The sequence below is a fragment of the Methylobacterium sp. 275MFSha3.1 genome (genome assembly GCF_900108435.1).
Taxonomy (GTDB): Bacteria; Pseudomonadota; Alphaproteobacteria; order Rhizobiales; family Beijerinckiaceae; genus Methylobacterium.
The window spans coordinates 1-17,412 of record NZ_FNWP01000024.1; the positions used below are offsets into that span (position 1 = coordinate 1).

Sequence of the window (17,412 nt, forward strand, 5' to 3'; positions counted from 1 at the left end):
TGGGCGATCATGACCCGCGGCGGCACCTACCGCGCACCGGCGGCCACGGCCGCCTGACAGCACGTAGAGGAGACGTTTCCAGGTTGCGAGGACGATGAGAGTTGATGGCGAACCGGTCAGACCGGGAGCCGGGACACCCCGCCGGCTGTCCAGGGCGTCATAGCCCGCAAAGCAGAGTGGGACCCAGCTCACGGATACCATCAGGGCCAGCAGTCAACATGAACGACTGCATCAACAGGCCGGACACAAGACTGCACCCGACCAACGCGTCAGAAGCTCAATTCGCCACTTGCAATGCGGGAGCCATCCACACAAGACGGCCGCCGACGCGACGAGTGCCTGAACGCGAACTGCGTCCCTGTCGCTGGCCGACATGAGGAACAAGATCGAGACGAGGCGGCGGCACTACAACGAGAGCGGTCCTCAGACCGCCCTGGGGTGGCCAACGGCCCAGGAATGGCCCTGGAAACGGCCTTGCAAGCCGCCCAATGAGACTTGGAAGCTCACCTTCCGGCCGGATCAAGATCTGGGCGACCCTCAGGAACGTCGTCGCCCATGTTAGGCAATTTGTGATGCATCCCGGCCCGATTGCAAGCGAGATGGTCGACGATCTTTAAGCGTTTGCAGCGCCTTAGCTAATTGGTGGTGGGCCCGGCAGGACTCGAACCTGCAACCAGACCGTTATGAGCGGCCGGCTCTAACCATTGAGCTACGGGCCCGGGAGGCGCCGACGGATAGCCGATCTCCGGCCGGCCGTCACCCGGATTTCGCCGTGCCGCGGGGGCGCCGGGCCCAGGGCGCCGGTTCCGTCCGGGTCGGCAGGTCCGCCGGTAGGTCCGCCGGTGCGGGCGCCGTGTCCTTGATCCGCCACAGGTAGCGGGCCAGGATCGAGCGGTACGGCGCGAAGGCGGCCGCCACCGCGGCGGTGTCGGCCTGCGCGGTGAGGCGGCGCAGGCAGCCCACCGCCGCCACGTCGCCCGCGGGCCAGATGTCCGGGTCGTGGAAGTGGAAGATGCCGACCATGTCGGCCGTCCAGGGGCCGACGCCGCGGATGCCGCACAGGATCGCCGACCGCTCGGGATGCGGCAGGGCGGCGAGGCCTGGCCCGAGGAGGCCCGCCGTCTCGGCCGCCACGATCGCCTGGAGCGCCCGCACCTTGTTGCCCGAGATGCCGCAGGCCCGCAGCAGCGCCGCGTCCCCGGCCTCGAACAGGCCCCTCGGGCTCGCGCCCACCGCCGCTGCCGCGGCCTCGATCCGGGCCCAGACCGCCGCCGCCGCCCGGACGGAGAGCTGCTGGTTGACCACCTCGACGAACAGGCGGTCGGCGACGCACGGATGCGCCGAGGGCTCGATCCGGATCGGACCGGCCCGCTCCAGGGCGGCCCGCAGCGGCGGATGTGCGCGCGCCGCGTCCAGGAGATGGGCATAGATGGCGGGATCCAGCATCGCCGCAGCCTTACCGGCCCGTGCGGCTTCCCGGAAGCGGGCCCGAGTCGGGCTGGAAGCGGGCCCGAAGCGGCGGTGCGGCCGCGCGCCCCGCGCCGGCCGGCCTGGACGGGACGCGCCCGCGGCCCAGGTCTCGACACCATGGCGATCTTCTTCACCGCGGACACGCATTTCGGCGACCCGCACATCCTCCGCCACCGCGGTGCGCGGTTCGGCAGCGTCGAGGCTCACGACGAGGCCTTGGTCGCCGGCTGGAACGCCGTGGTCGGCCCGGAGGACGTCGTCTGGCACCTCGGGGACTTCGCCGCCCATGCCAGCCGGGCGCATTGCGCGGCGATCTTCGCGCGGCTGAACGGCACCAAGCGCCTCGTCCGGGGCAACCACGATTCGAACCGTGTCCTGGACCTGCCCTGGGCCGAGCCGCCGGTGGAGAGCGCCCGCCTCTCCGTCGCGGACGCGCGCGGGCGGCCGCACCGCCTGTTCCTGTCGCACTACGCGCACCGGGCCTGGCCGGGCCTGTGGCGGGAGACGCGCCACCTCTACGGGCACAGCCACGGCTGGCTCGCCGACACCACGCGCTCCTGCGATGTCGGCGTGGATGCCTGGGACGACCGCCCGGTCACCCTCGACGCGATCCTGGTGCGCCAGGACGCGGCCGCTTGCGTGCCGGAGGAACTCGCGGCCCACGGCCTGCGCTGATGGGCGGGGACCGGCGCGCTATATCGTGCGCCGGAGCATCGACAGCCCGGCAGGAGGCCGCATCGCCATGACCGACATCCCCGCCCCGCCGCCGGGCCCGGCCGACGCCGCGACCCGGGCCGCGACTCAGGCCGCCACCGAAGCCGCCACCGAACTCGGCCTCGGGACCGACTGGGCCGCCCTCGGCGCGCCGGACTGGGACCGGGTCTGCCGCCGGGCCGGCGCGATCCTCGCCGGGCAGGGCCAGGCGCCGGCGCCCGGCTGGGACGGGGCCCTGGCGCGGGCCCTCGGCCGCCCCGATCCCGCGGCCGCGCGGGACGAGCTGGCCCGCGACGCGGCCAACACCGTGCTGGCCGAGAAGGGCGAGGTCTTCGCCCCGGAGGACGATGCCTGAGGCGGACGACGAGACGCCGCCGGTCGTGCCGCCGGTCGTGCCGCCGGTCGTGCCATCGGGCGGACCGGTGGTTGCCGCGGCGGGGGTGCGGGCCGATGTAGGAGGCATGCCTTATCCCGAACACCGGCCTGAACCGCGGCCCGAGCACCGGCGTGCCGCCCCGAGACCGACCGAGCGCTACGCCCCCGGCGCGGCACCCGCCGCCCTGCGGGTGATCCCCATCGCGGGCGGCCCGACCCTCGACGCGCAGACGCGCGTGCGGCTCGGCCACCAGATGCGGGCGATGTATGATCCGGTGATCGACGAGGCGCTGGATCCCCGGCTGGCGGAGCTGCTGCAGCAGCTCGATGCGGATCGGGGCGGCTCGACCTGAGATCGGGGGCGGGGGTGTCCGGCCCGCACATCCGCTGCGGCTTCCGGTGAAGAGGCTCCCATCGGTGGATCGGGGGGGTGTCACACCGATGGGAGCCCGGCCGAGTCGACGGATCGACCCAACCCGCCCCATATCGCCCAGGCGGCGGCCCGGGCGCTTTCACCTAAGTCAATTTGCTTGCGAATACGGCCGTCGAAGTGTCGAATTGGCGTATTCGATCGTGAGAATCGTCGCGATCAGGCCGAGGTGCCGGTCACCGAGAGCATGACCCCATCGCTGCCGATCTCGTCGCCGCCGTAGCCGAGCATGCGCGCGAGTTGCTCGCGGGCGCGCCAGACCCGGCTCTTCACGGTGCCGATCCGGCAGTTCATGACGACGGCGGCCTCCTCGTAGCTCAGGTTCTCGATCGCCACGAGGACCAGCGCCTCCCGCATCACCGGCGCGAGCCGATCCAGGGCCGCGCGCACGTCCTGCAGGTCGAGATGGCCCCCCTGCTCGGGGATGCTGGTCAGCCGGTCGGCGTAGCTGCCGTCGGTGTCGGCGACCTCGCGGCCCTGCTTGCGGTGCTGGCTGTAGAAGACGTTGCGGAGAATCGTGAACAGCCACGCCTCCAGGTTGGTCCCGGGGGTGAATCCGCCGCGGCCGCGCCAGCCGCGCAACAGGGTGTCCTGCACGAGATCGTCCGCCGCGGCCGGGTCGCGCGTCAACGAGACCGCGAACCGGTGCAGCGCCGGCACCACCTGCAGCAGGCCCGCGCGGAACGTTCTGTCGCGCTCGCCCTCGGCCTGCGCGAGGGCGGTCTCCAGGCGCGCGAGCAGGTCGGCGAAGGGATTCGCATCCCTGTCCGAGTCGAGGTCGATCCGGTCGTAGGCGCGACCGAGGAGCGTGCCGAGATGGGCGCGCACGGCCTCCGGCAGGCCGAAGCGGGTCTCGTCCCCGGCCTCCTCTGCGACATCCGCGATGGGATCGAGGAGCGATGGGCCTTCGGTGTCGGGCATTCGGTCCGGTCGTCGGCGGGCGGGCCGGTCAAGCCCAGAGGACCGGTTGTGGCGCGCCCCGGCCGCCCATGCCGCAACATGGGTTAACGCCTGTCCCGAACAGGGCTCAGCCGCGGGCGCCGAACCGCCGCGCCGCCGCGAGACCGGCGAGGACGGCCGCGCAGGCCCCTGCGGCGGCGAGCCCCGTGCCGAGGGCCGTACTCAGGGTTCCGGCATCGGGGACGCCCTTGCGCGCGCGCCAGCCGCCGTCGGCCCGCGTGCCCTCCGGCTTCGGCGCGCGCAGGGCCCCGTGCGTGCGCGGCCCGGGTTCGGCCCGGTCGAGGGCCCACCGGAACCCGGCACCCATCAGGTGCTCGGTCGGGTACGGAGCCAGCGCGTAGCCGACCTGCGCGAGGCGGGCCGGCCAGCCGACCGCGACCTCGTCGCGCGGGTGGCGCGTGAGGCGGAGATAGGTCTCCGCCACGGCCTCGGGCGCGTAGTACAGGTGCCCGGGATTGAGCCGCCGGCCGCTGACATTGGCGCCGTGCTCCAGGCCCGGCGTGTCGACGATGGCGGGAAATACGGCGCAGACGCGGATGCGGCGGTGCCGGGCGAGTTCCTGGCGCAGGCTCGCCGAGAAGCCGCGCAGGCCGAACTTGCTGGCCGTGTAGGCGGCGGCGAAGGGCGTCGGCGCCCAGCCGCCCATCGAGACCGTGTTGATCAGCGTCCCCCGGCCGCGGTCGAGGAAATGCGGCAGCACCGCGTAGGCCCCGTGCACGGCGCCCAGCAGGTTCACCGCGATCGTCTGCCGGTGCAGGTCCAGGGGAGCGTCCAGCAGGGGGCCGAACACCCCCACCCCGGCATTGTTGATCCAGACGTCGATGCCGCCGAAGGCCCGGAGTGCCGCCCGGGACAGGGCGTCCACCGCCTCGGGCTCTGTGACGTCGGTGGGGACCGCGACGGCCTCGGCGCCCGACGCGCGCAGGTCGCGGGCGATTCCATCAATTACGTCGGCCCGCCGCGCCGCCAGCACCACCCGGGCGCCCCGCGCCGCGAAGGCCTCGGCCGCCGCCCGGCCGATGCCGCTCGAGGCCCCGGTGATGACCACCGTCCCGCCGTCCAGGCGTGCCATGCCGGTTCTCCGCGTCGTGTGTCGTCGAGTTGCAACTGCACGGCGAACCCTTCCTCGCGCCGCGGCGTTCCCCCTCGCAGCTGCGGCCATTCGGACGCGCCGTCCCGGGCGCGTCCGAATGGCCGCCGCGACGCGCGGCCCCGAAGGCCCGCCCCCGTCTGCCCGAACCCTGCCGAGGTCGCCGATGCCTGCCCCCGATCCAGCCCCCGCCAGGGCCGCCGCGCCCGAGGGAGGCGCCTCGACGGTCTGGACCCTCGCCCTCGCCACCGCGCTGATCGGCCTCGTCGCCCTTCCCCGCCGGTCGGCGCGCGGCGCGGTCGGTGCCTCGGTCGACCGTGCGCCCGGCCGGTCCGCCGACCGGGACGGGGCGCGCCGGACGTCGCCCGCGCATGCGGGACGGGAGGCCCACGCCGTGGCCCGGGCCGAGGCCGATCGCGGGCGGCTGGCCTCGACGCCGACCGAGATCCCCGCCAAGGGCTGGAAGGACATCGCGCTGCGCGCCTATCACGACATCGGCGAGAACCGCCTGTCGCTGATCGCGGCCGGCGTCACCTTCTTCACGCTCCTGGCGATCTTCCCGGCGGTGGCGGCCCTGGTCTCCTGCTACGGCCTCGTGGCCGACGCCTCGACCATCAACGACCAGCTCGCCAGCCTCCAGGGCATCCTGCCCCAGGGCGCTCTGGAGATCGTCGGCGACCAAGTGAAGCGGCTGAACGAGCAGGGCAACACCACACTCGGGTTCAGCCTGCTCATCAGCATCGCCCTGTCCGTGTGGAGCGCCAATGGCGGCGTGAAGCACGTCTTCGACGCCCTCAACCTCGTCTACAACGAGCGCGAGAAGCGCAACTTCCTCGTCCTCAATCTCGTCTCCCTCGCCTTCACGGCGGGGGCGCTCCTGTTCCTCCTCCTGGCGCTGGCCGCGGTGGTGGTGGTGCCGGTGGTGCTGGAATTCGTCGGGCTCGGCGCGGACGCGTGGTGGCTGGCGCTGCTGCGCTGGCCGGTCCTGTTCCTGGCGGTGCTGCTCGGCCTCGCCCTGCTCTACCGCTACGGGCCGAGCCGGGACGCGCCGCGCTGGCGCTGGGTCACGCCCGGGGGCGCCCTCGCGGCCGTGTTGTGGATCGTCGCGTCGCTGCTGTTCTCCTGGTACGTCGGCCATTTCGGCAGCTACAACAAGACCTACGGCTCGCTCGGCGCGGCGATCGGCTTCATGACCTGGATCTGGCTCTCGACCATGATCGTGCTGGCCGGCGCCCAGGTGAACGCCGAGATGGAGCATCAGACCGCCGAGGACACGACCGTCGGCGAACCGCAGCCCCTGGGCACGCGCCGGGCGCGCATGGCCGATACGGTGGGCGCCGCCGCGGAGTAGCGCGGCGCCCGGCCCTCACCCGGGGCACGGCCTCCTGAGCGAGGGGGGCTCGCGGAGCGCGTCGCCGGCGAGAACGCCGACTTAACACAGGTTGGCGCGCGTTTTTCTGCTGCAGGCACAAGCCGATCAAGAAGATCCGGACTTCGATGTTCGGGCGACGGTTTGGCCCCCTGCCGATAGAAATATCCGTGCCTCATTATTTGACCGATACCCATGGCGGCGCCGTCGTTCGGGACGCTTCGGATGGGCGCGACGTCGCCCGATCCCCCATGGCCCCCCGCTTCGGCGACCTCCCCGGCGCCTGCCTGGCCGCCGGCACGCCGGCGCCCCGGTGATCTGACCGGAGGCGGACGTGGACAACCCGTTCGTACGGAAGATGGAGCGGCATGTCCGGCTCGCGCCCGAGGACCGCGCGATCCTCGACGGGTTGGGGCGCCTGCATGTCCGCCACGTCGCGGCCCGGCAGGATATCGAAGGGCAGCAGAGCGACCCGTACCACACGCACCTGATCCTCGACGGCTGGGCCTGCCGGTACAAGCAGTTCCCGGACGGCCGGCGGGCGATCGTCGCGCTGCTCCTGCCGGGCGACCTGTGCGACCCGTTCGTGTTCCGCCGGGCACGCATGGACCACGCCATCGGCGCGCTGACGCCCGTCACCGTCGCGCGGATCGCCCCGGAGCAGATCGGCGACGCGGTCCGCGGCCGGCCCGCCGTCGAGGAGTGCCTGTGGCGGGAGCTGCTCGCCGCCACGGCGATCCACCGCGAGTGGATCGCCAGCGTCGGCCGGCGCTCGGCGATCGAGCGGCTGGCGCACCTGTTCTGCGAGCTGCACCTGCGGTTGACGCGCGTCGGCCTCGCGGACGGGACGACGCTGCCGATGCCGGTGACCCAGCCCGACCTCGCCGACGCCCTCGGCCAGACGAGCGTGCACATCAACCGCACCCTGAAGGAGCTGCGCACCGGCGGCCTCGTCGCCCTGCGCAGCCGCCGCCTGACGATCCGCGACCTCGACGGACTGCGAGAGCGCGGGCTGTTCGATCCGGCCTACCTGCAGCTCTCCTGAGCGGCGCGGGCGATACGCCGCGGCACCGGAGGCCGCGTGCGCCTTGCCGCGGGGCGGCCGCGGCCGATCTGAGGTGGACCCGTCACCCGCCACCGGCGCCCGCGCGACACACGATGCACATCCACCTCGACGCGCTCGGCGGCGTCGCCGGCGACATGTTCGCCGCCGCCCTGCTGGACGCCTTCCCCGAGCATCGGGCCGGCGTGTCCGCCAGCGTCCGGGCGGTCGACGCGCGCATCGCCTGCGCGGTCAGCGCGCACAACGATGGGATCCTCACTGGCGCGCGCTTCACCGTGTCGGCGCCCGTGTCGGAGCCCGCGCCGCACCGGCACGCGCATACCGGGCACCACGACCATCCGCATGCTCACGATCATGCCCACGACCACGGCCACCGTCCCTGGTCGGAGATCCGCGCCGCGCTGGAGGCGGCGGATCTCGCGCCTTCGGTGCGGGCGCACGCGCTCGGCATCTTCGGGCATCTGGCCGCGGCGGAAGCCCGCGTCCACGGCATCGCGGTCGACGCGGTGGCGTTCCACGAGGTCGGCGCCGCCGACTCGATCGCCGACATCGTCGCCGCCGCCCACCTGATCGCCGCCCTGGAGGCGCGCAGCTGGAGCGTCTCGGCCCTGCCGCTGGGCTCCGGCCGGGTGCGGACCCAGCACGGTCCCCTCCCCGTCCCGGCCCCCGCCACGACGCTTCTGCTGGCGGGCTTCGCGACCCTCGACGACGGGATCCCCGGCGAGCGCGTCACCCCCACCGGCGCGGCGATCCTGCGCCACCTCTGCGGCGACGATCCCGGGCGCGGTCGCCCCCGAGGGATCCTCGGGCGCACCGGCATCGGCTTCGGCACCAAGGTCCTGCCGGGCCTGAGCAACTGCCTGCGCGCCCTTGTGCTGGAGGACGGCGCCGCGTCCCGCCCGGGCCGGCGGGATCTCGCGGTGATCGCCTTCGAGGTCGACGACCAGTCCAGCGAGGATCTCGCCACGGGCCTCGACCGGCTGCGCGCCGAGCCCGGCATCGTGGACGTCGTGCAGATGCCGGTCATCGGCAAGAAGGGCCGGATGATGGCCCGGATCCAGGTCCTGGTCCGTCCGGAGAGCCTGGAGGCGGCGGTCGCGGCCTGCTTCCGGGAGACCACGACCATCGGCCTGCGTTACCACCCCGTGGAGGGCGCGGTGCTCGCGCGCGCCGCCCGCACGGTCGAGCACGACGGCCGGTCGGTTCGCGTGAAGATCGTGGCGCGGCCGGGCGGGCGCACCGCCAAGGCCGAGGCCGACGACGCCCGTGACCGAGCGGGCCACGCGGCCCGGGCCGCCCTACGCCGCGAGGCCGAGCGCCTCGCCCTGGAACAGGAGCAGGAGGAGCGGTGACGCGCCAGCATCTGGAATCCGTCCTCGCCCGGCTCGGCCCCGTCGCGGTGGCGGTGAGCGGCGGGGTCGACAGCCTGACGCTCGCTACCCTCGCCCACCGGCTGGCGCCGGGGGCGGCTCTCATGGTCCACGCGGTCTCGCCGGCGGTGCCGGAGGAAGCGACCGCGCGCGTGCGCGCCGAGGGCGCCCGCGAGGGCTGGTCCTTACGGGTGATCGAGGCCGGCGAGTTCGCCGACCCGGCCTATCGGGCAAACCCAGTCAACCGCTGCTTCTTCTGCAAGACCAATCTCTACGGCGCGGTCCGGCGCGTCACCGACCGCCAGATCCTGTCGGGCGCGAACCGCGACGACCTCGGCGAGTACCGCCCCGGCCTCGACGCCGCCCGGGAGCACGGCGTGCGCCACCCCTACGTAGAGGCCGGGTTCGACAAGGCGTCGGTCCGGGCGCTCGCCCGCGACCTCGGCCTCGGGGCCGTGGCGGAATTGCCGGCCGCGCCCTGCCTGTCGAGCCGGGTCGAGACCGGCATCGCCATCGAGCCGGAGACCCTGACCTTCATTCACGCGGTCGAGCGGCTGGTCGGCGGAGCGCTGGCGACCGACGGCGTCGGACGGGCCGTCCGCTGTCGGGTCCGCGCCGAGGGCGTGGTGGTGGAACTCGATCCGGCGAGCCTCGCCGCCCTCGACGCCGAGGGTCGCGAGACGCTCGGGGCGGGCATCCGGGACATGGCGCCGGCCCGTCTCGCCGGCCCGGTCCGCTTCGCCCCCTACCGGGTCGGCAGCGCCTTCCTGGTCGAGCCGCGGGAGGCCCGGGCGTGAGCATCTCCGAAGAGTTCACCCTCGATTTCGCCCGGCCCGAGCGGATCGGGCTGGAGGAGGCGATCTTCTGCGCCGGCAAGAGCCCGGAGCAGATCGACGCGATCCTGGAGGCCGCCCGGGCGCGCGGCGCCTCGCTGCTCCTCACCCGCCTCGACCCGGAGAAGCGCGACCGGCTCCGGGACGTCGCGCGGCTCGACTACTGCCCGGTCTCGCGCACGGCCGTGTTCGGCGCGGCGCCGCGGGTTGCCGGCCCGGCCCGGGTCGCGGTGGTGGCGGCCGGCACCTCGGACGTACCCGTCGCCCGCGAGGCGCTGCGGGTGCTGGCCTATGCCGGACGGGCGGCCTCGCTCTTCGCCGATGTCGGCGTCGCCGGCCTGTGGCGGCTGACGTCGCGGATCGAGGAGATCCGGGCGCACCCGGTGGTGATCGTCGCCGCCGGCATGGACGCGGCTTTGCCCAGCGTCGTCGGCGGCCTCGTGGCCGGCGCGGTGATCGCGGTCCCGACCTCCGTGGGCTACGGTGTCGCCGCGGGCGGGCGCGCCGCCCTCGACGCCGTGCTGGCGAGCTGCGCGCCGGGCATCACGGTGGTCAACATCGACAACGGATACGGCGCCGCCTGCGCCGCCCTGCGCCTGCTCCACGCGGCGGGACGCCTCGCCACGGGGACCGAACGATGACGCGGCCCGACGCATTACCTCCCCTCACCAGGACATCCTCGAACGGAGACAGCCGATGGAACGCCGCAGCTTCCTCCAGGGCGCCGTGCTCGGCGCGGGCCTCGCTGGCGCCGGCAGCGCGGGTGCGGCCGTGAACGCCCCCGTCCTCCCCGGCAACCGCCCGCAGGATCCCGCGGACCTGCCCTTCGTCACCGATCCCGGCGAGCGCCGGGGCGAGATGCTCTACCGCCCGTTCGGGAAGAGCTCCGAAAAGATCTCGGCGATCGGCATGGGCGGGTTCCATCTCGGCAAGAGCGCCGTGACGGACGACGAGGCGACGCGGCTGATCCATGCCGGGATCGACCGCGGCATCACCTTCATGGACAATTGCTGGGACTACAACGAGGGGCGCTCCGAGCTGCGCATGGGCGCGGCCCTGGCCCAGGGCGGCTACCGCGACAAGGTCTTCCTGATGTCCAAGATGGACGGGCGGACCAAGGAGGAGGCGCTCAAGCAGATCGACCAGTCGCTCCTGCGCCTGCGCACGGACCGGATCGACCTCGTCCAGCACCACGAGATCCTGCGCTACGACGACCCGGACCGGGTCTTCGCCGAGGGCGGCGCCATGGATGGCTTCCTGGAGGCGAAGAAGCAGGGCAAGCTGCGCTACATCGGCTTCACCGGCCACAAGGACCCGCGCATCCACCTGCAGATGCTGGAGGTCGCCGCCGAGCGCGGCTTCCACTTCGATGCCGTGCAGATGCCGATCAACGTGATGGACGCGCATTTCCGCTCGTTCAGCCACCTCGTCCTGCCCTACCTCGTGCAGAACGGCATCGCGCCGCTCGCCATGAAGACCTTCGGCGACGGGGTGATCCTGAAGGCGGACGCGCCGATCAAGCCGCTCGAGTACCTGCACTTCTCGCTGAACCTGCCGGTCTCGGTGGTGATCACCGGCATCCAGAACCAGCGCGACCTCGACCAAGCCTTCGAGGCGGTGAAGACCTTCAAGCCGATGGACAGGACTACGGTGGCCGAGCTGCTGTCGCGCTCGAAGCCCTACGCGCTGGAGGGCAAGTACGAGCTGTTCAAGACGAGCGCGACCTTCGACGGCACCGCCAAGAACGCGGCGTGGCTCGGCGAGGACGTGGCAAGCGTGAAGAAGCTCGCGCCGACGATGGAGTAGGCGGCGGGCAAGCGCGTCCGATATTCCCCTCCCCCTTGCGGGGAGGGGTTAGGGGTGGGGGTGGTTCAGAAGGAACCGCCGAGCCCTTTCCGGCCCCACCCCCACGCGGGATCTGCGATCCCCAAACTCCTCCCCGCAAGGGGGAGGAGAGTCAGCCCCTCACGCCACGTCCTCCAGCCGGATCGGCAGGCTGCGGATCCGGCGGCCGGTGGCGTGGTGGATTGCGTTGGCGATGGCCGCGTTCACCCCGATGATCCCGAGCTCGCCCAGGCCCTTCAGGCCCAGCGCATCGACCTGATCGTCGGGATCGGGCACCAGCAGCGCCTCCACCTCCGGCGCGTCGGCCGCCGTGGGGACGAGGTACTCGGCGAGATCCGGGTTGCGGTAGGCGGCGCCGTCCACCACCGTCTCTTCGAGCAGCGCCGAGCCGAGGCCCCAGATCATCCCGCCCGTGAGCTGGCTCCGCGCGGTCAGCGGGTTGAGGATCCGCCCCGCCGCGAAGGCGCCGGTGAGCCGGGCGACGCGGATTTCCCCGGTCTCGGCGTGGACGTGGACCTCGGCGAACTGCGCGCCGAAGCCCCAGGAGACGGCCTTCCCGCCCCCACCGAGGGCGAGCCCGATATGGCCCTGCCGCAGGCCCGCGAGCGCCTTCTCCCGGTCGCCGCCCTCGGGCACGAACTCCGCGACCGTCTCGACGCCTTCCGGGCCGACGGCCTCGCCGAGCGCGATCCCGGCCCCGTCCGGCGCCGCGAGCCGGTCGCCCGCGAGGCGCAGGCTGCCCGGATCGCGGCCGGCGAGGCGCCCGCCCTGCCCGGTCGCGGCCTGCGCCAGGCTCTCGCGGATCTGGCGGCAGCCGAGCGCCAGGGCGCTCATCAGGCTGGTGGTCGTGCTCGACCCGCCCGAGATCCCCGCCGCCGGCAGGTCGGTGTCGCCGAGCCGGACGGTGACCCGCTCCACCGGCACGCCGAGACCGTCCGCCGCGCCCATCGCCAGCAGCGTGGTGATGCCGTTGCCGATCTCGTGGTGCGCGCAGGCGACCTCCGCGGCGCCGTCCGGGCCGAGCCGGACCCGCAGGGTCGCGGCCGCGATCTTGGTGGGCCGCACCGAAGTCGCGCAGCCGAGACCCACCCGCCAGGGCCCGTCGCGCATCGCGCCCGGGCGCGGCACCCGGCGCGACCAGCCGAAGGCCTTCGCGCCGGCGTCGAAGCAGGCCATCAGCGGCCGGGTCGAGAACGGTTTTCCGGAGACCGGATCGACCGCCGTGTCGTTGAGGCGGCGCAGCGCGATCGGGTCCATGCCGAGGGCCACCGCCATCTCGTCGACGGCGCTCTCCAGGGCGAACAGGAACGGCACCTCCGGGGGCGCCCGCATCGGCCCCGGCGTGTTGCGATCGACCCGCACGGCCCGCTCCTCGGTGCGGATGTTCGGGCAGGCGTAGAGGCTCGCCGTCACCTCCGCGCCCTCCATGACGAAGGGATCGAAGCGCGACGTCACGGTCTCGGCCTCGTGGACCAGGGCGGTGAACCGGCCCGTCCGGTCGGCGCCGAGTCGGATGCGGTGGCGCGATTCCGGCCGATAATTGGCGATGGTGAAGCACTGTCGCCGGCTGGGCACCAGCGAGACCGGCCGGCCGAGGCGCTTGGCCGCCAGGGCGACCAGGGCCGTGTGCTGCGACAGGGCGAATTTCGAGCCGAAATGGCCGCCGATCAGCCCCGCCACCACCCGCACCTGCGCGGGATCGAGCCCGAGCTGCGCCGCGAGCCCGTGCTGCACGGCGCCGACGTAGCGGGTTGGCTCGTGGACGGTGAGCCTTTCGCCGTCCCAGGCGGCCCGGGTGGTGAACAGCTCGATCGGGTTGTGGTGCTGGACCGGCGTCGCGTAGCGCGCCTCGACGCGGAGGGCCGCGTCCCGGAGACCCGCCTCGGCGTCGCCCCGGGCGATATCCTCGTGCTGAGCCTTCAGGTCGGCGAGGCGCACCGTCTCGGCGCCGGTGGCGTCGAAGCCGCCGGCGGCGGGCTCCTCCGCATAGGCGACCTTCACCGCACCGGCCGCCGCCTCGGCGGCGCCCAGGGTCTCGGCGACCACGAGGGCCACGATCTGGCCGGCATAGGCGACGGCGTCGGAATCGAGCGGACGGTGCGAGCTGTTGGCGTACCCGCCGGCCATCAGGTGCTTCACCGGCGCCACCGCGCCCGCGAAGTCCCGGTGGGTGAAGATCCGGAGGAGTCCCGGCACCCGCTCGGCCGCCGCGAGGTCGAACCCGGTGATGCGGCCCCGGGCGATGGTGCTGGTCACCAGGGCCGCGTGAGCCGTGTCCCGGTCCGAGCCGGTGAGGTCGGAGCTGTAGAGCGCCCGGCCGGTGACCTTGTCGGGTCCCTCGACCCGGGTGTGGGGCCGGCCGAGACGGCCGTCGGTGTCCTGCGCGCCGGCGTCCATGCCGCCCTCCCCGTTCGCGGCCGCTCGGGCCGCATCGCAAAGGGAGGAAGCGCCGTGAGGGCTCGACGGCTCCCCGGACGGTGGAGCGACAGGATGCAGCAACCGACCCGGTCGTCCTCGCGAGCGCGGCGACGCGACCCAGGGCAGCGCGCCCTGGATCAGCGCGGCGCCGCCTGGATCGCTTGGCTGCGCTCGCGAGATCGGTGCGGGCTGCGGCAGCCTTCACTGCCGCAGCCCGGGACCTCTGTTCAGGGCCTCAGTTCAGGACCTTGCCGTCCGGTCCGACCTTGACCTCCTGCTCCTTGTCGGCGCCGGCGACCTTGATCTCGTACTGGACCGAGGAGCCGTCCTTCTCGACCTCGGCCTCGTAGGCCTTGCCGCCGCCGGCCTTCTGCTCGGCGATGGCCAGCGCGTCCTTCAGCGAGGTCTTGGCGTTCTGGAAGTCGGAGGCCTTCAGCCGGGTGAAGTAGCGCTCGAACGGCTGGTTCTCGGTCTTGTAGAGGGCGCCGGTATCGGCGTTGATCCCGTACTCGACGAGCTTGCCGCTCGGGTAGACGACCTTGATCGCGTAGTGGGCCGGATCCTTGCTGCCGGCCTTCTCGAAGTCGGCGTCGATGGCGCGGCCGCCCTTCTCGTCGCCCTGCGACTCGGCGGTGGCCAGCGCCTGGGCGAGGCTGACCTTGGCGACCTTGGCGACCTGCCACTCCTTCATGTTGCTGTCGGCTTTCGTGGCCGGCTCGGCGGGCGTCGCGGTGGGCGTCTGGGCCAAGGCGAGGCCGGTGGAGAGGGCCAGGAGGCCGACTGCGGCGGTGAGACGGGTGATCATGGCGGTGTGTCCCTTCGCGGGTTCGTTCACGGATGCGTGAAACGTCGGGTCCGGAAATCCGGTTGCCCGCGATCGGGAAAAAATTCGGGTCCCGTCGCCCGGGCGGGGCCGGGTCGGCGCCTGGGGCTACGCGGGGTCGACGCCCGGCGAGACGGACGGCCGGCGCCCCTGTATGACACGCGGGCGATCCGGCGCGCCTCTCGGGGACGGCGGACGTCCCCCGGATGGAGCAGGCCATGACCGCGCACGAGCCCGAGCCGCTGGACGAGTTCACCCGCCTGCACGCCAAGCTGTCCGCCCTGGAGATCGTGCTCGGCGTCTTGATCGGGCGGCTCTCCGAGGAAAACCCGGAGATCCGCGAGGACGTGAAGCGCGACGTGGCGGCGATCCTGTCGGACCTGCCGATCGACGGCCCGAGCGAGGAGATGATCGCCGCCGAGGTCCGCCGCGCCGCCGAGGTGCTGACCAGCGTGTCGATCGGCTGAGCCGTCAGCGCGGCGGCATCCGCAGCGCCCCGTCGAGCCGGATCGTCTCGCCGTTCAGCATCGGGTTCTCGCAGATGTGGCGGACGAGGTCCGCGTATTCCGACGGGCGGCCGAGGCGCGGCGGAAACGGCACGCTTTGGCCGAGCGTGTCCTGCACGTCCTGGGGCAGGCCCGCCATCATCGGGGTCTCGAAGATGCCGGGCGCGATGGTGACCACCCGGATGCCGTGCCGGGCGAGCTCCCGGGCGATCGGCAGAGTCATGGATACCACCCCGCCCTTCGAGGCCGCGTAGGCGGCCTGCCCGATCTGGCCGTCGAAGGCCGCGATCGAGGCGGTGTTCACGATCACGCCCCGGGCGCCGGCCGCGTCCGGCGCCTCGCGGGCGATGGCGTCGGCGGCCAGCCGGATCATGTTGAACGTGCCCACGAGGTTGACCGAGACCGCCCGCGCGAAGGTCTCGAGCCGGTGCGGCCCGTCGCGGCCGACCACCTTCTCCCCCGGCGCGATGCCGGCGCAGTTCACCAGCCCGTGGAGGTGCCCGAACGCGTCGAGCGCCGTCCGGACCGCCGCCGCGCCGTCCGCCTCGCGGGTGACGTCCGTCTCGGCGAAGCGGGCCTGCGCCCCGAGGTCCGCCGCCACCCGGGCACCGGCCTCCCGGGCGATGTCGGCCACGACCACCCGCGCCCCCGCCGCCGCGAGGCCCCGCGCCGTCGCCTCCCCGAGGCCCGAGCCCGCGCCCGTGACGATGAAGACCCGGTCCCTGATCATCGCGCTCGCCATCCTGGCTCCCCGCCGCTCCCGGGCGGCCGACGGCGCCCCGCGAGTCCCGAGGTAGCGCGGCGCCGCGGCCGCCGGAAGGTGTCCGGCCCGGCACATGCGCCCCATCGCGCCCGCGCCGCGATTGACGTGTGAATTTTTCCCACATATACGTGGTGAAGATGATCCGATGTACGGGATCATATTAACGCGTGTTTCTGAGAAGTTTATCCGGTGATTCGTCTCGCGGCGGCAAGTCGTTCGGCCGCATGTGACCTGTCGTCCCCTGTATCCGGGCTGCGGACCAGCCCGCGCCCGTCATCCTCCGGTCCCGGCCGTCCGGGAGCGGCCGCTCCCTCACGCCTGATCAGGACAGCCATGGGCGCCCACTGGATCGAGAATGCGGCCCGGCACTGGCGGCACGGGCGGATCGTCGGGCACCGCTTCGCCGAGCGGCGTCCCGGCATCCGCGCGGCCCTCCGGGCGGCCGCGCCCGGCAGCGTGCTGCTCGCCGGCAATTCCCACGCGGAGCTCGTCGGCGTGCCGGATCTCGGCGGCCGGCCCTGCATCAACGTCGCGGTCGGCGGCAGCACCGCGGCCGATTGCGGCCGCCAGCTCGCGGCGCTGCGCGTCCCGGTCCGCTGCGCGGCCGCGGTGCTGATCATCGGCACCAACGACATCCAGCGCTGGCGCCATCCCGAGCGGGCCCGGGTGGTCGACCGGTTCGAGGCCGATGTCCGGGACATCCTGCGCCGCCTGGAGGCCTGGACCGCGAAGGTCTTCGTCGCCGCGATCCCGCCGATCGGTGCCGGGGCGACCGGGCGCGATCCCGCCGCCGTCGCGGTCTTCTCGGATCGCCTCGCGGCACTCTGCGCCGCGGGGGGCCGCACCTTCTTCGACCCGTTCGCGCCGTGGCGATCCGGCACCGGCGGCCTCGCCGGTCCGGGCCTCCATCGGGACGGCGTGCATCTGGCCGACTACGCGCCCCTGGCCGCGGCGCTCGCCAGCGCGGTGGTGCTCGATGCGCTCCCGCTCGCGCCCGTCCGGAGGCCCGTGCCGGCCGCGCCCCTACGGATCCTGCGCGCCGCCTGGATCGGCCGGCCATGAGGCTCCGCGCGCGCCTCGCCGCGGCCCTGCGGCCGCCCGCGCGCGCCGGCGTGCAGCACCTGCCCCAGCGGGTCTGGCCCGGCGAGGAGGCGGCCTGGCGCGACGAGAACGGCGTCCGCCACCCGCGGGCGGTGCGCCGTGCCCTCGCGGCGCTGGCCGCCCTCGAACCCCGCGGTCGCTACGGCGCCCGGATCGAGGGACGGGGCAAGGTCGTGACCGGCCCGGCCAGCGCGCTCGTCCTGCGCGACGCGGAGGCGGAGATCGGGTTCGTCCTCGGCCTCACGCCCGACGGGTACGGCGCGGAGCCGTTCTGAGCGGATC

The 17,412-nt window shown here is 73.5% G+C and carries 18 protein-coding genes and 1 tRNA gene; 12 read left to right on the top strand and 7 right to left on the bottom strand.

Translation table 11 applies throughout. The features are described 5' to 3' along the window. Positions 1-643: 643 nt before the first annotated feature. Positions 644-719: transfer RNA gene (locus BLW78_RS24210), tRNA-Ile, on the bottom strand. A gap of 37 nt (positions 720-756) precedes the next feature. Continuing rightward, the gene (locus BLW78_RS24215) at positions 757-1,446 is read right to left on the bottom strand and encodes a DNA glycosylase family protein (RefSeq protein ID WP_091682572.1); all 690 of its coding nucleotides are present in this window, start codon (positions 1,444-1,446) and stop codon (positions 757-759) included. A 141-nt stretch (positions 1,447-1,587) separates the two neighbouring features. Between BLW78_RS24215 and BLW78_RS24220 the strand changes: the two genes are divergently transcribed. The 3 genes from BLW78_RS24220 (at position 1,588) to BLW78_RS24230 (ending at position 2,912) form a co-directional block, all read left to right on the top strand. After that, entirely contained in the window at positions 1,588-2,145 is a 558-nt protein-coding gene (locus tag BLW78_RS24220) for a metallophosphoesterase (RefSeq protein ID WP_091682574.1), read from the top strand. 67 nt (positions 2,146-2,212) lie between these two features. Beyond that, entirely contained in the window at positions 2,213-2,539 is a 327-nt protein-coding gene (locus BLW78_RS24225; protein ID WP_020094807.1) for a hypothetical protein, read from the top strand. Next, positions 2,532-2,912 carry a hypothetical protein gene (locus tag BLW78_RS24230; protein ID WP_244527040.1) on the top strand — a complete coding sequence of 127 codons (381 nt, stop codon included), beginning with the start codon at positions 2,532-2,534 and terminating at the stop codon, positions 2,910-2,912. Before BLW78_RS24225 ends, BLW78_RS24230 begins: the two co-directional genes overlap by 8 nt. 236 nt (positions 2,913-3,148) lie before the next feature. Here BLW78_RS24230 and BLW78_RS24235 read toward each other — a convergent pair whose 3' ends face one another. Continuing rightward, complete coding sequence (locus BLW78_RS24235) at positions 3,149-3,910, bottom strand: sigma-70 family RNA polymerase sigma factor (RefSeq protein ID WP_020094805.1); 762 nt, start codon at positions 3,908-3,910, stop codon at positions 3,149-3,151. Positions 3,911-4,016: 106 nt separating this feature from the next. Then, positions 4,017-5,021: an SDR family oxidoreductase gene (locus tag BLW78_RS24240; RefSeq protein ID WP_091682576.1), complete on the bottom strand. Its 1,005-nt coding sequence runs from the start codon at positions 5,019-5,021 to the stop codon at positions 4,017-4,019. Between the two features lie 184 nt (positions 5,022-5,205). On the opposite strand from BLW78_RS24240, the gene BLW78_RS24245 reads away from it, so the two are divergent. The 6 genes from BLW78_RS24245 to BLW78_RS24270 all read left to right on the top strand — a co-directional run bounded on the left by BLW78_RS24245 (position 5,206) and on the right by BLW78_RS24270 (position 11,480). Further along, positions 5,206-6,390, top strand: coding sequence for a YihY/virulence factor BrkB family protein (locus BLW78_RS24245; protein ID WP_091682577.1), 1,185 nt, complete (start codon positions 5,206-5,208; stop codon positions 6,388-6,390). Between the two features lie 352 nt (positions 6,391-6,742). Then, positions 6,743-7,453 carry a Crp/Fnr family transcriptional regulator gene (locus tag BLW78_RS24250; RefSeq protein ID WP_042672072.1) on the top strand — a complete coding sequence of 237 codons (711 nt, stop codon included), beginning with the start codon at positions 6,743-6,745 and terminating at the stop codon, positions 7,451-7,453. Positions 7,454-7,566: 113 nt separating this feature from the next. Continuing rightward, positions 7,567-8,823: a nickel pincer cofactor biosynthesis protein LarC gene (locus BLW78_RS24255; RefSeq protein ID WP_091682579.1), complete on the top strand. Its 1,257-nt coding sequence runs from the start codon at positions 7,567-7,569 to the stop codon at positions 8,821-8,823. After that, the gene (locus BLW78_RS24260) at positions 8,820-9,638 is read left to right on the top strand and encodes an ATP-dependent sacrificial sulfur transferase LarE (RefSeq protein ID WP_091682580.1); all 819 of its coding nucleotides are present in this window, start codon (positions 8,820-8,822) and stop codon (positions 9,636-9,638) included. Before BLW78_RS24255 ends, BLW78_RS24260 begins: the two co-directional genes overlap by 4 nt. Further along, positions 9,635-10,315 (top strand): nickel pincer cofactor biosynthesis protein LarB, encoded by a 681-nt coding sequence (larB, locus tag BLW78_RS24265; protein ID WP_091682582.1) that lies wholly within the window; start codon positions 9,635-9,637, stop codon positions 10,313-10,315. Before BLW78_RS24260 ends, larB begins: the two co-directional genes overlap by 4 nt. A 55-nt stretch (positions 10,316-10,370) precedes the next feature. After that, positions 10,371-11,480 carry an aldo/keto reductase gene (locus BLW78_RS24270; RefSeq protein WP_091682583.1) on the top strand — a complete coding sequence of 370 codons (1,110 nt, stop codon included), beginning with the start codon at positions 10,371-10,373 and terminating at the stop codon, positions 11,478-11,480. A gap of 159 nt (positions 11,481-11,639) precedes the next feature. On the opposite strand, the gene BLW78_RS24275 is transcribed toward BLW78_RS24270, so the two are convergent. Together BLW78_RS24275 and BLW78_RS24280 are read right to left on the bottom strand one after the other, a co-directional pair. After that, positions 11,640-13,916: a xanthine dehydrogenase family protein molybdopterin-binding subunit gene (locus BLW78_RS24275; RefSeq protein WP_091682585.1), complete on the bottom strand. Its 2,277-nt coding sequence runs from the start codon at positions 13,914-13,916 to the stop codon at positions 11,640-11,642. A 256-nt stretch (positions 13,917-14,172) separates the two neighbouring features. Beyond that, entirely contained in the window at positions 14,173-14,742 is a 570-nt protein-coding gene (locus BLW78_RS24280; RefSeq protein ID WP_091682586.1) for a PepSY domain-containing protein, read from the bottom strand. Positions 14,743-14,978: 236 nt separating this feature from the next. On the opposite strand from BLW78_RS24280, the gene BLW78_RS24285 reads away from it, so the two are divergent. Beyond that, positions 14,979-15,227, top strand: a complete 249-nt coding sequence (locus tag BLW78_RS24285) for a hypothetical protein (protein WP_026605197.1) — start codon at positions 14,979-14,981, stop codon at positions 15,225-15,227. Between the two features lie 4 nt (positions 15,228-15,231). Here the strand turns inward: BLW78_RS24285 and BLW78_RS24290 are convergent, their stop codons facing one another. Then, entirely contained in the window at positions 15,232-16,008 is a 777-nt protein-coding gene (locus BLW78_RS24290; protein WP_091682588.1) for a 3-hydroxyacyl-CoA dehydrogenase, read from the bottom strand. A 354-nt stretch (positions 16,009-16,362) separates the two neighbouring features. Here BLW78_RS24290 and BLW78_RS24295 point away from each other — a divergent pair, with 354 nt between their 5' ends. Both BLW78_RS24295 and BLW78_RS24300 read left to right on the top strand, forming a co-directional pair. Continuing rightward, a complete protein-coding gene (locus tag BLW78_RS24295) occupies positions 16,363-17,091 on the top strand; it encodes an SGNH/GDSL hydrolase family protein (protein WP_091682589.1) in 729 nt (242 codons plus the stop codon). Then, a complete protein-coding gene (locus BLW78_RS24300) occupies positions 17,088-17,405 on the top strand; it encodes a hypothetical protein (RefSeq protein ID WP_091682591.1) in 318 nt (105 codons plus the stop codon). The genes BLW78_RS24295 and BLW78_RS24300 overlap by 4 nt, the downstream gene beginning before the upstream one ends. Positions 17,406-17,412 lie beyond the last annotated feature (7 nt).

Excerpts from the sequence above, each read along its gene's own strand:
- BLW78_RS24285 (WP_026605197.1), top strand. The coding sequence starts at position 14,979 with ATGACCGCGCACGAGCCCGAGCCGCTGGACGAGTTCACCCGCCTGCAC.
- BLW78_RS24220 (WP_091682574.1), top strand. The coding sequence starts at position 1,588 with ATGGCGATCTTCTTCACCGCGGACACGCATTTCGGCGACCCGCACATC.
- BLW78_RS24245 (WP_091682577.1), top strand. The coding sequence starts at position 5,206 with ATGCCTGCCCCCGATCCAGCCCCCGCCAGGGCCGCCGCGCCCGAGGGA.
- BLW78_RS24240 (WP_091682576.1), bottom strand. The coding sequence starts at position 5,021 with ATGGCACGCCTGGACGGCGGGACGGTGGTCATCACCGGGGCCTCGAGC.
- BLW78_RS24300 (WP_091682591.1), top strand. The coding sequence starts at position 17,088 with ATGAGGCTCCGCGCGCGCCTCGCCGCGGCCCTGCGGCCGCCCGCGCGC.
- BLW78_RS24290 (WP_091682588.1), bottom strand. The coding sequence starts at position 16,008 with ATGGCGAGCGCGATGATCAGGGACCGGGTCTTCATCGTCACGGGCGCG.
- BLW78_RS24230 (WP_244527040.1), top strand. The coding sequence starts at position 2,532 with ATGCCTGAGGCGGACGACGAGACGCCGCCGGTCGTGCCGCCGGTCGTG.
- BLW78_RS24295 (WP_091682589.1), top strand. The coding sequence starts at position 16,363 with ATGGGCGCCCACTGGATCGAGAATGCGGCCCGGCACTGGCGGCACGGG.
- BLW78_RS24215 (WP_091682572.1), bottom strand. The coding sequence starts at position 1,446 with ATGCTGGATCCCGCCATCTATGCCCATCTCCTGGACGCGGCGCGCGCA.
- BLW78_RS24235 (WP_020094805.1), bottom strand. The coding sequence starts at position 3,910 with ATGCCCGACACCGAAGGCCCATCGCTCCTCGATCCCATCGCGGATGTC.
- BLW78_RS24275 (WP_091682585.1), bottom strand. The coding sequence starts at position 13,916 with ATGGACGCCGGCGCGCAGGACACCGACGGCCGTCTCGGCCGGCCCCAC.
- BLW78_RS24255 (WP_091682579.1), top strand. The coding sequence starts at position 7,567 with ATGCACATCCACCTCGACGCGCTCGGCGGCGTCGCCGGCGACATGTTC.
- BLW78_RS24225 (WP_020094807.1), top strand. The coding sequence starts at position 2,213 with ATGACCGACATCCCCGCCCCGCCGCCGGGCCCGGCCGACGCCGCGACC.
- BLW78_RS24270 (WP_091682583.1), top strand. The coding sequence starts at position 10,371 with ATGGAACGCCGCAGCTTCCTCCAGGGCGCCGTGCTCGGCGCGGGCCTC.
- BLW78_RS24280 (WP_091682586.1), bottom strand. The coding sequence starts at position 14,742 with ATGATCACCCGTCTCACCGCCGCAGTCGGCCTCCTGGCCCTCTCCACC.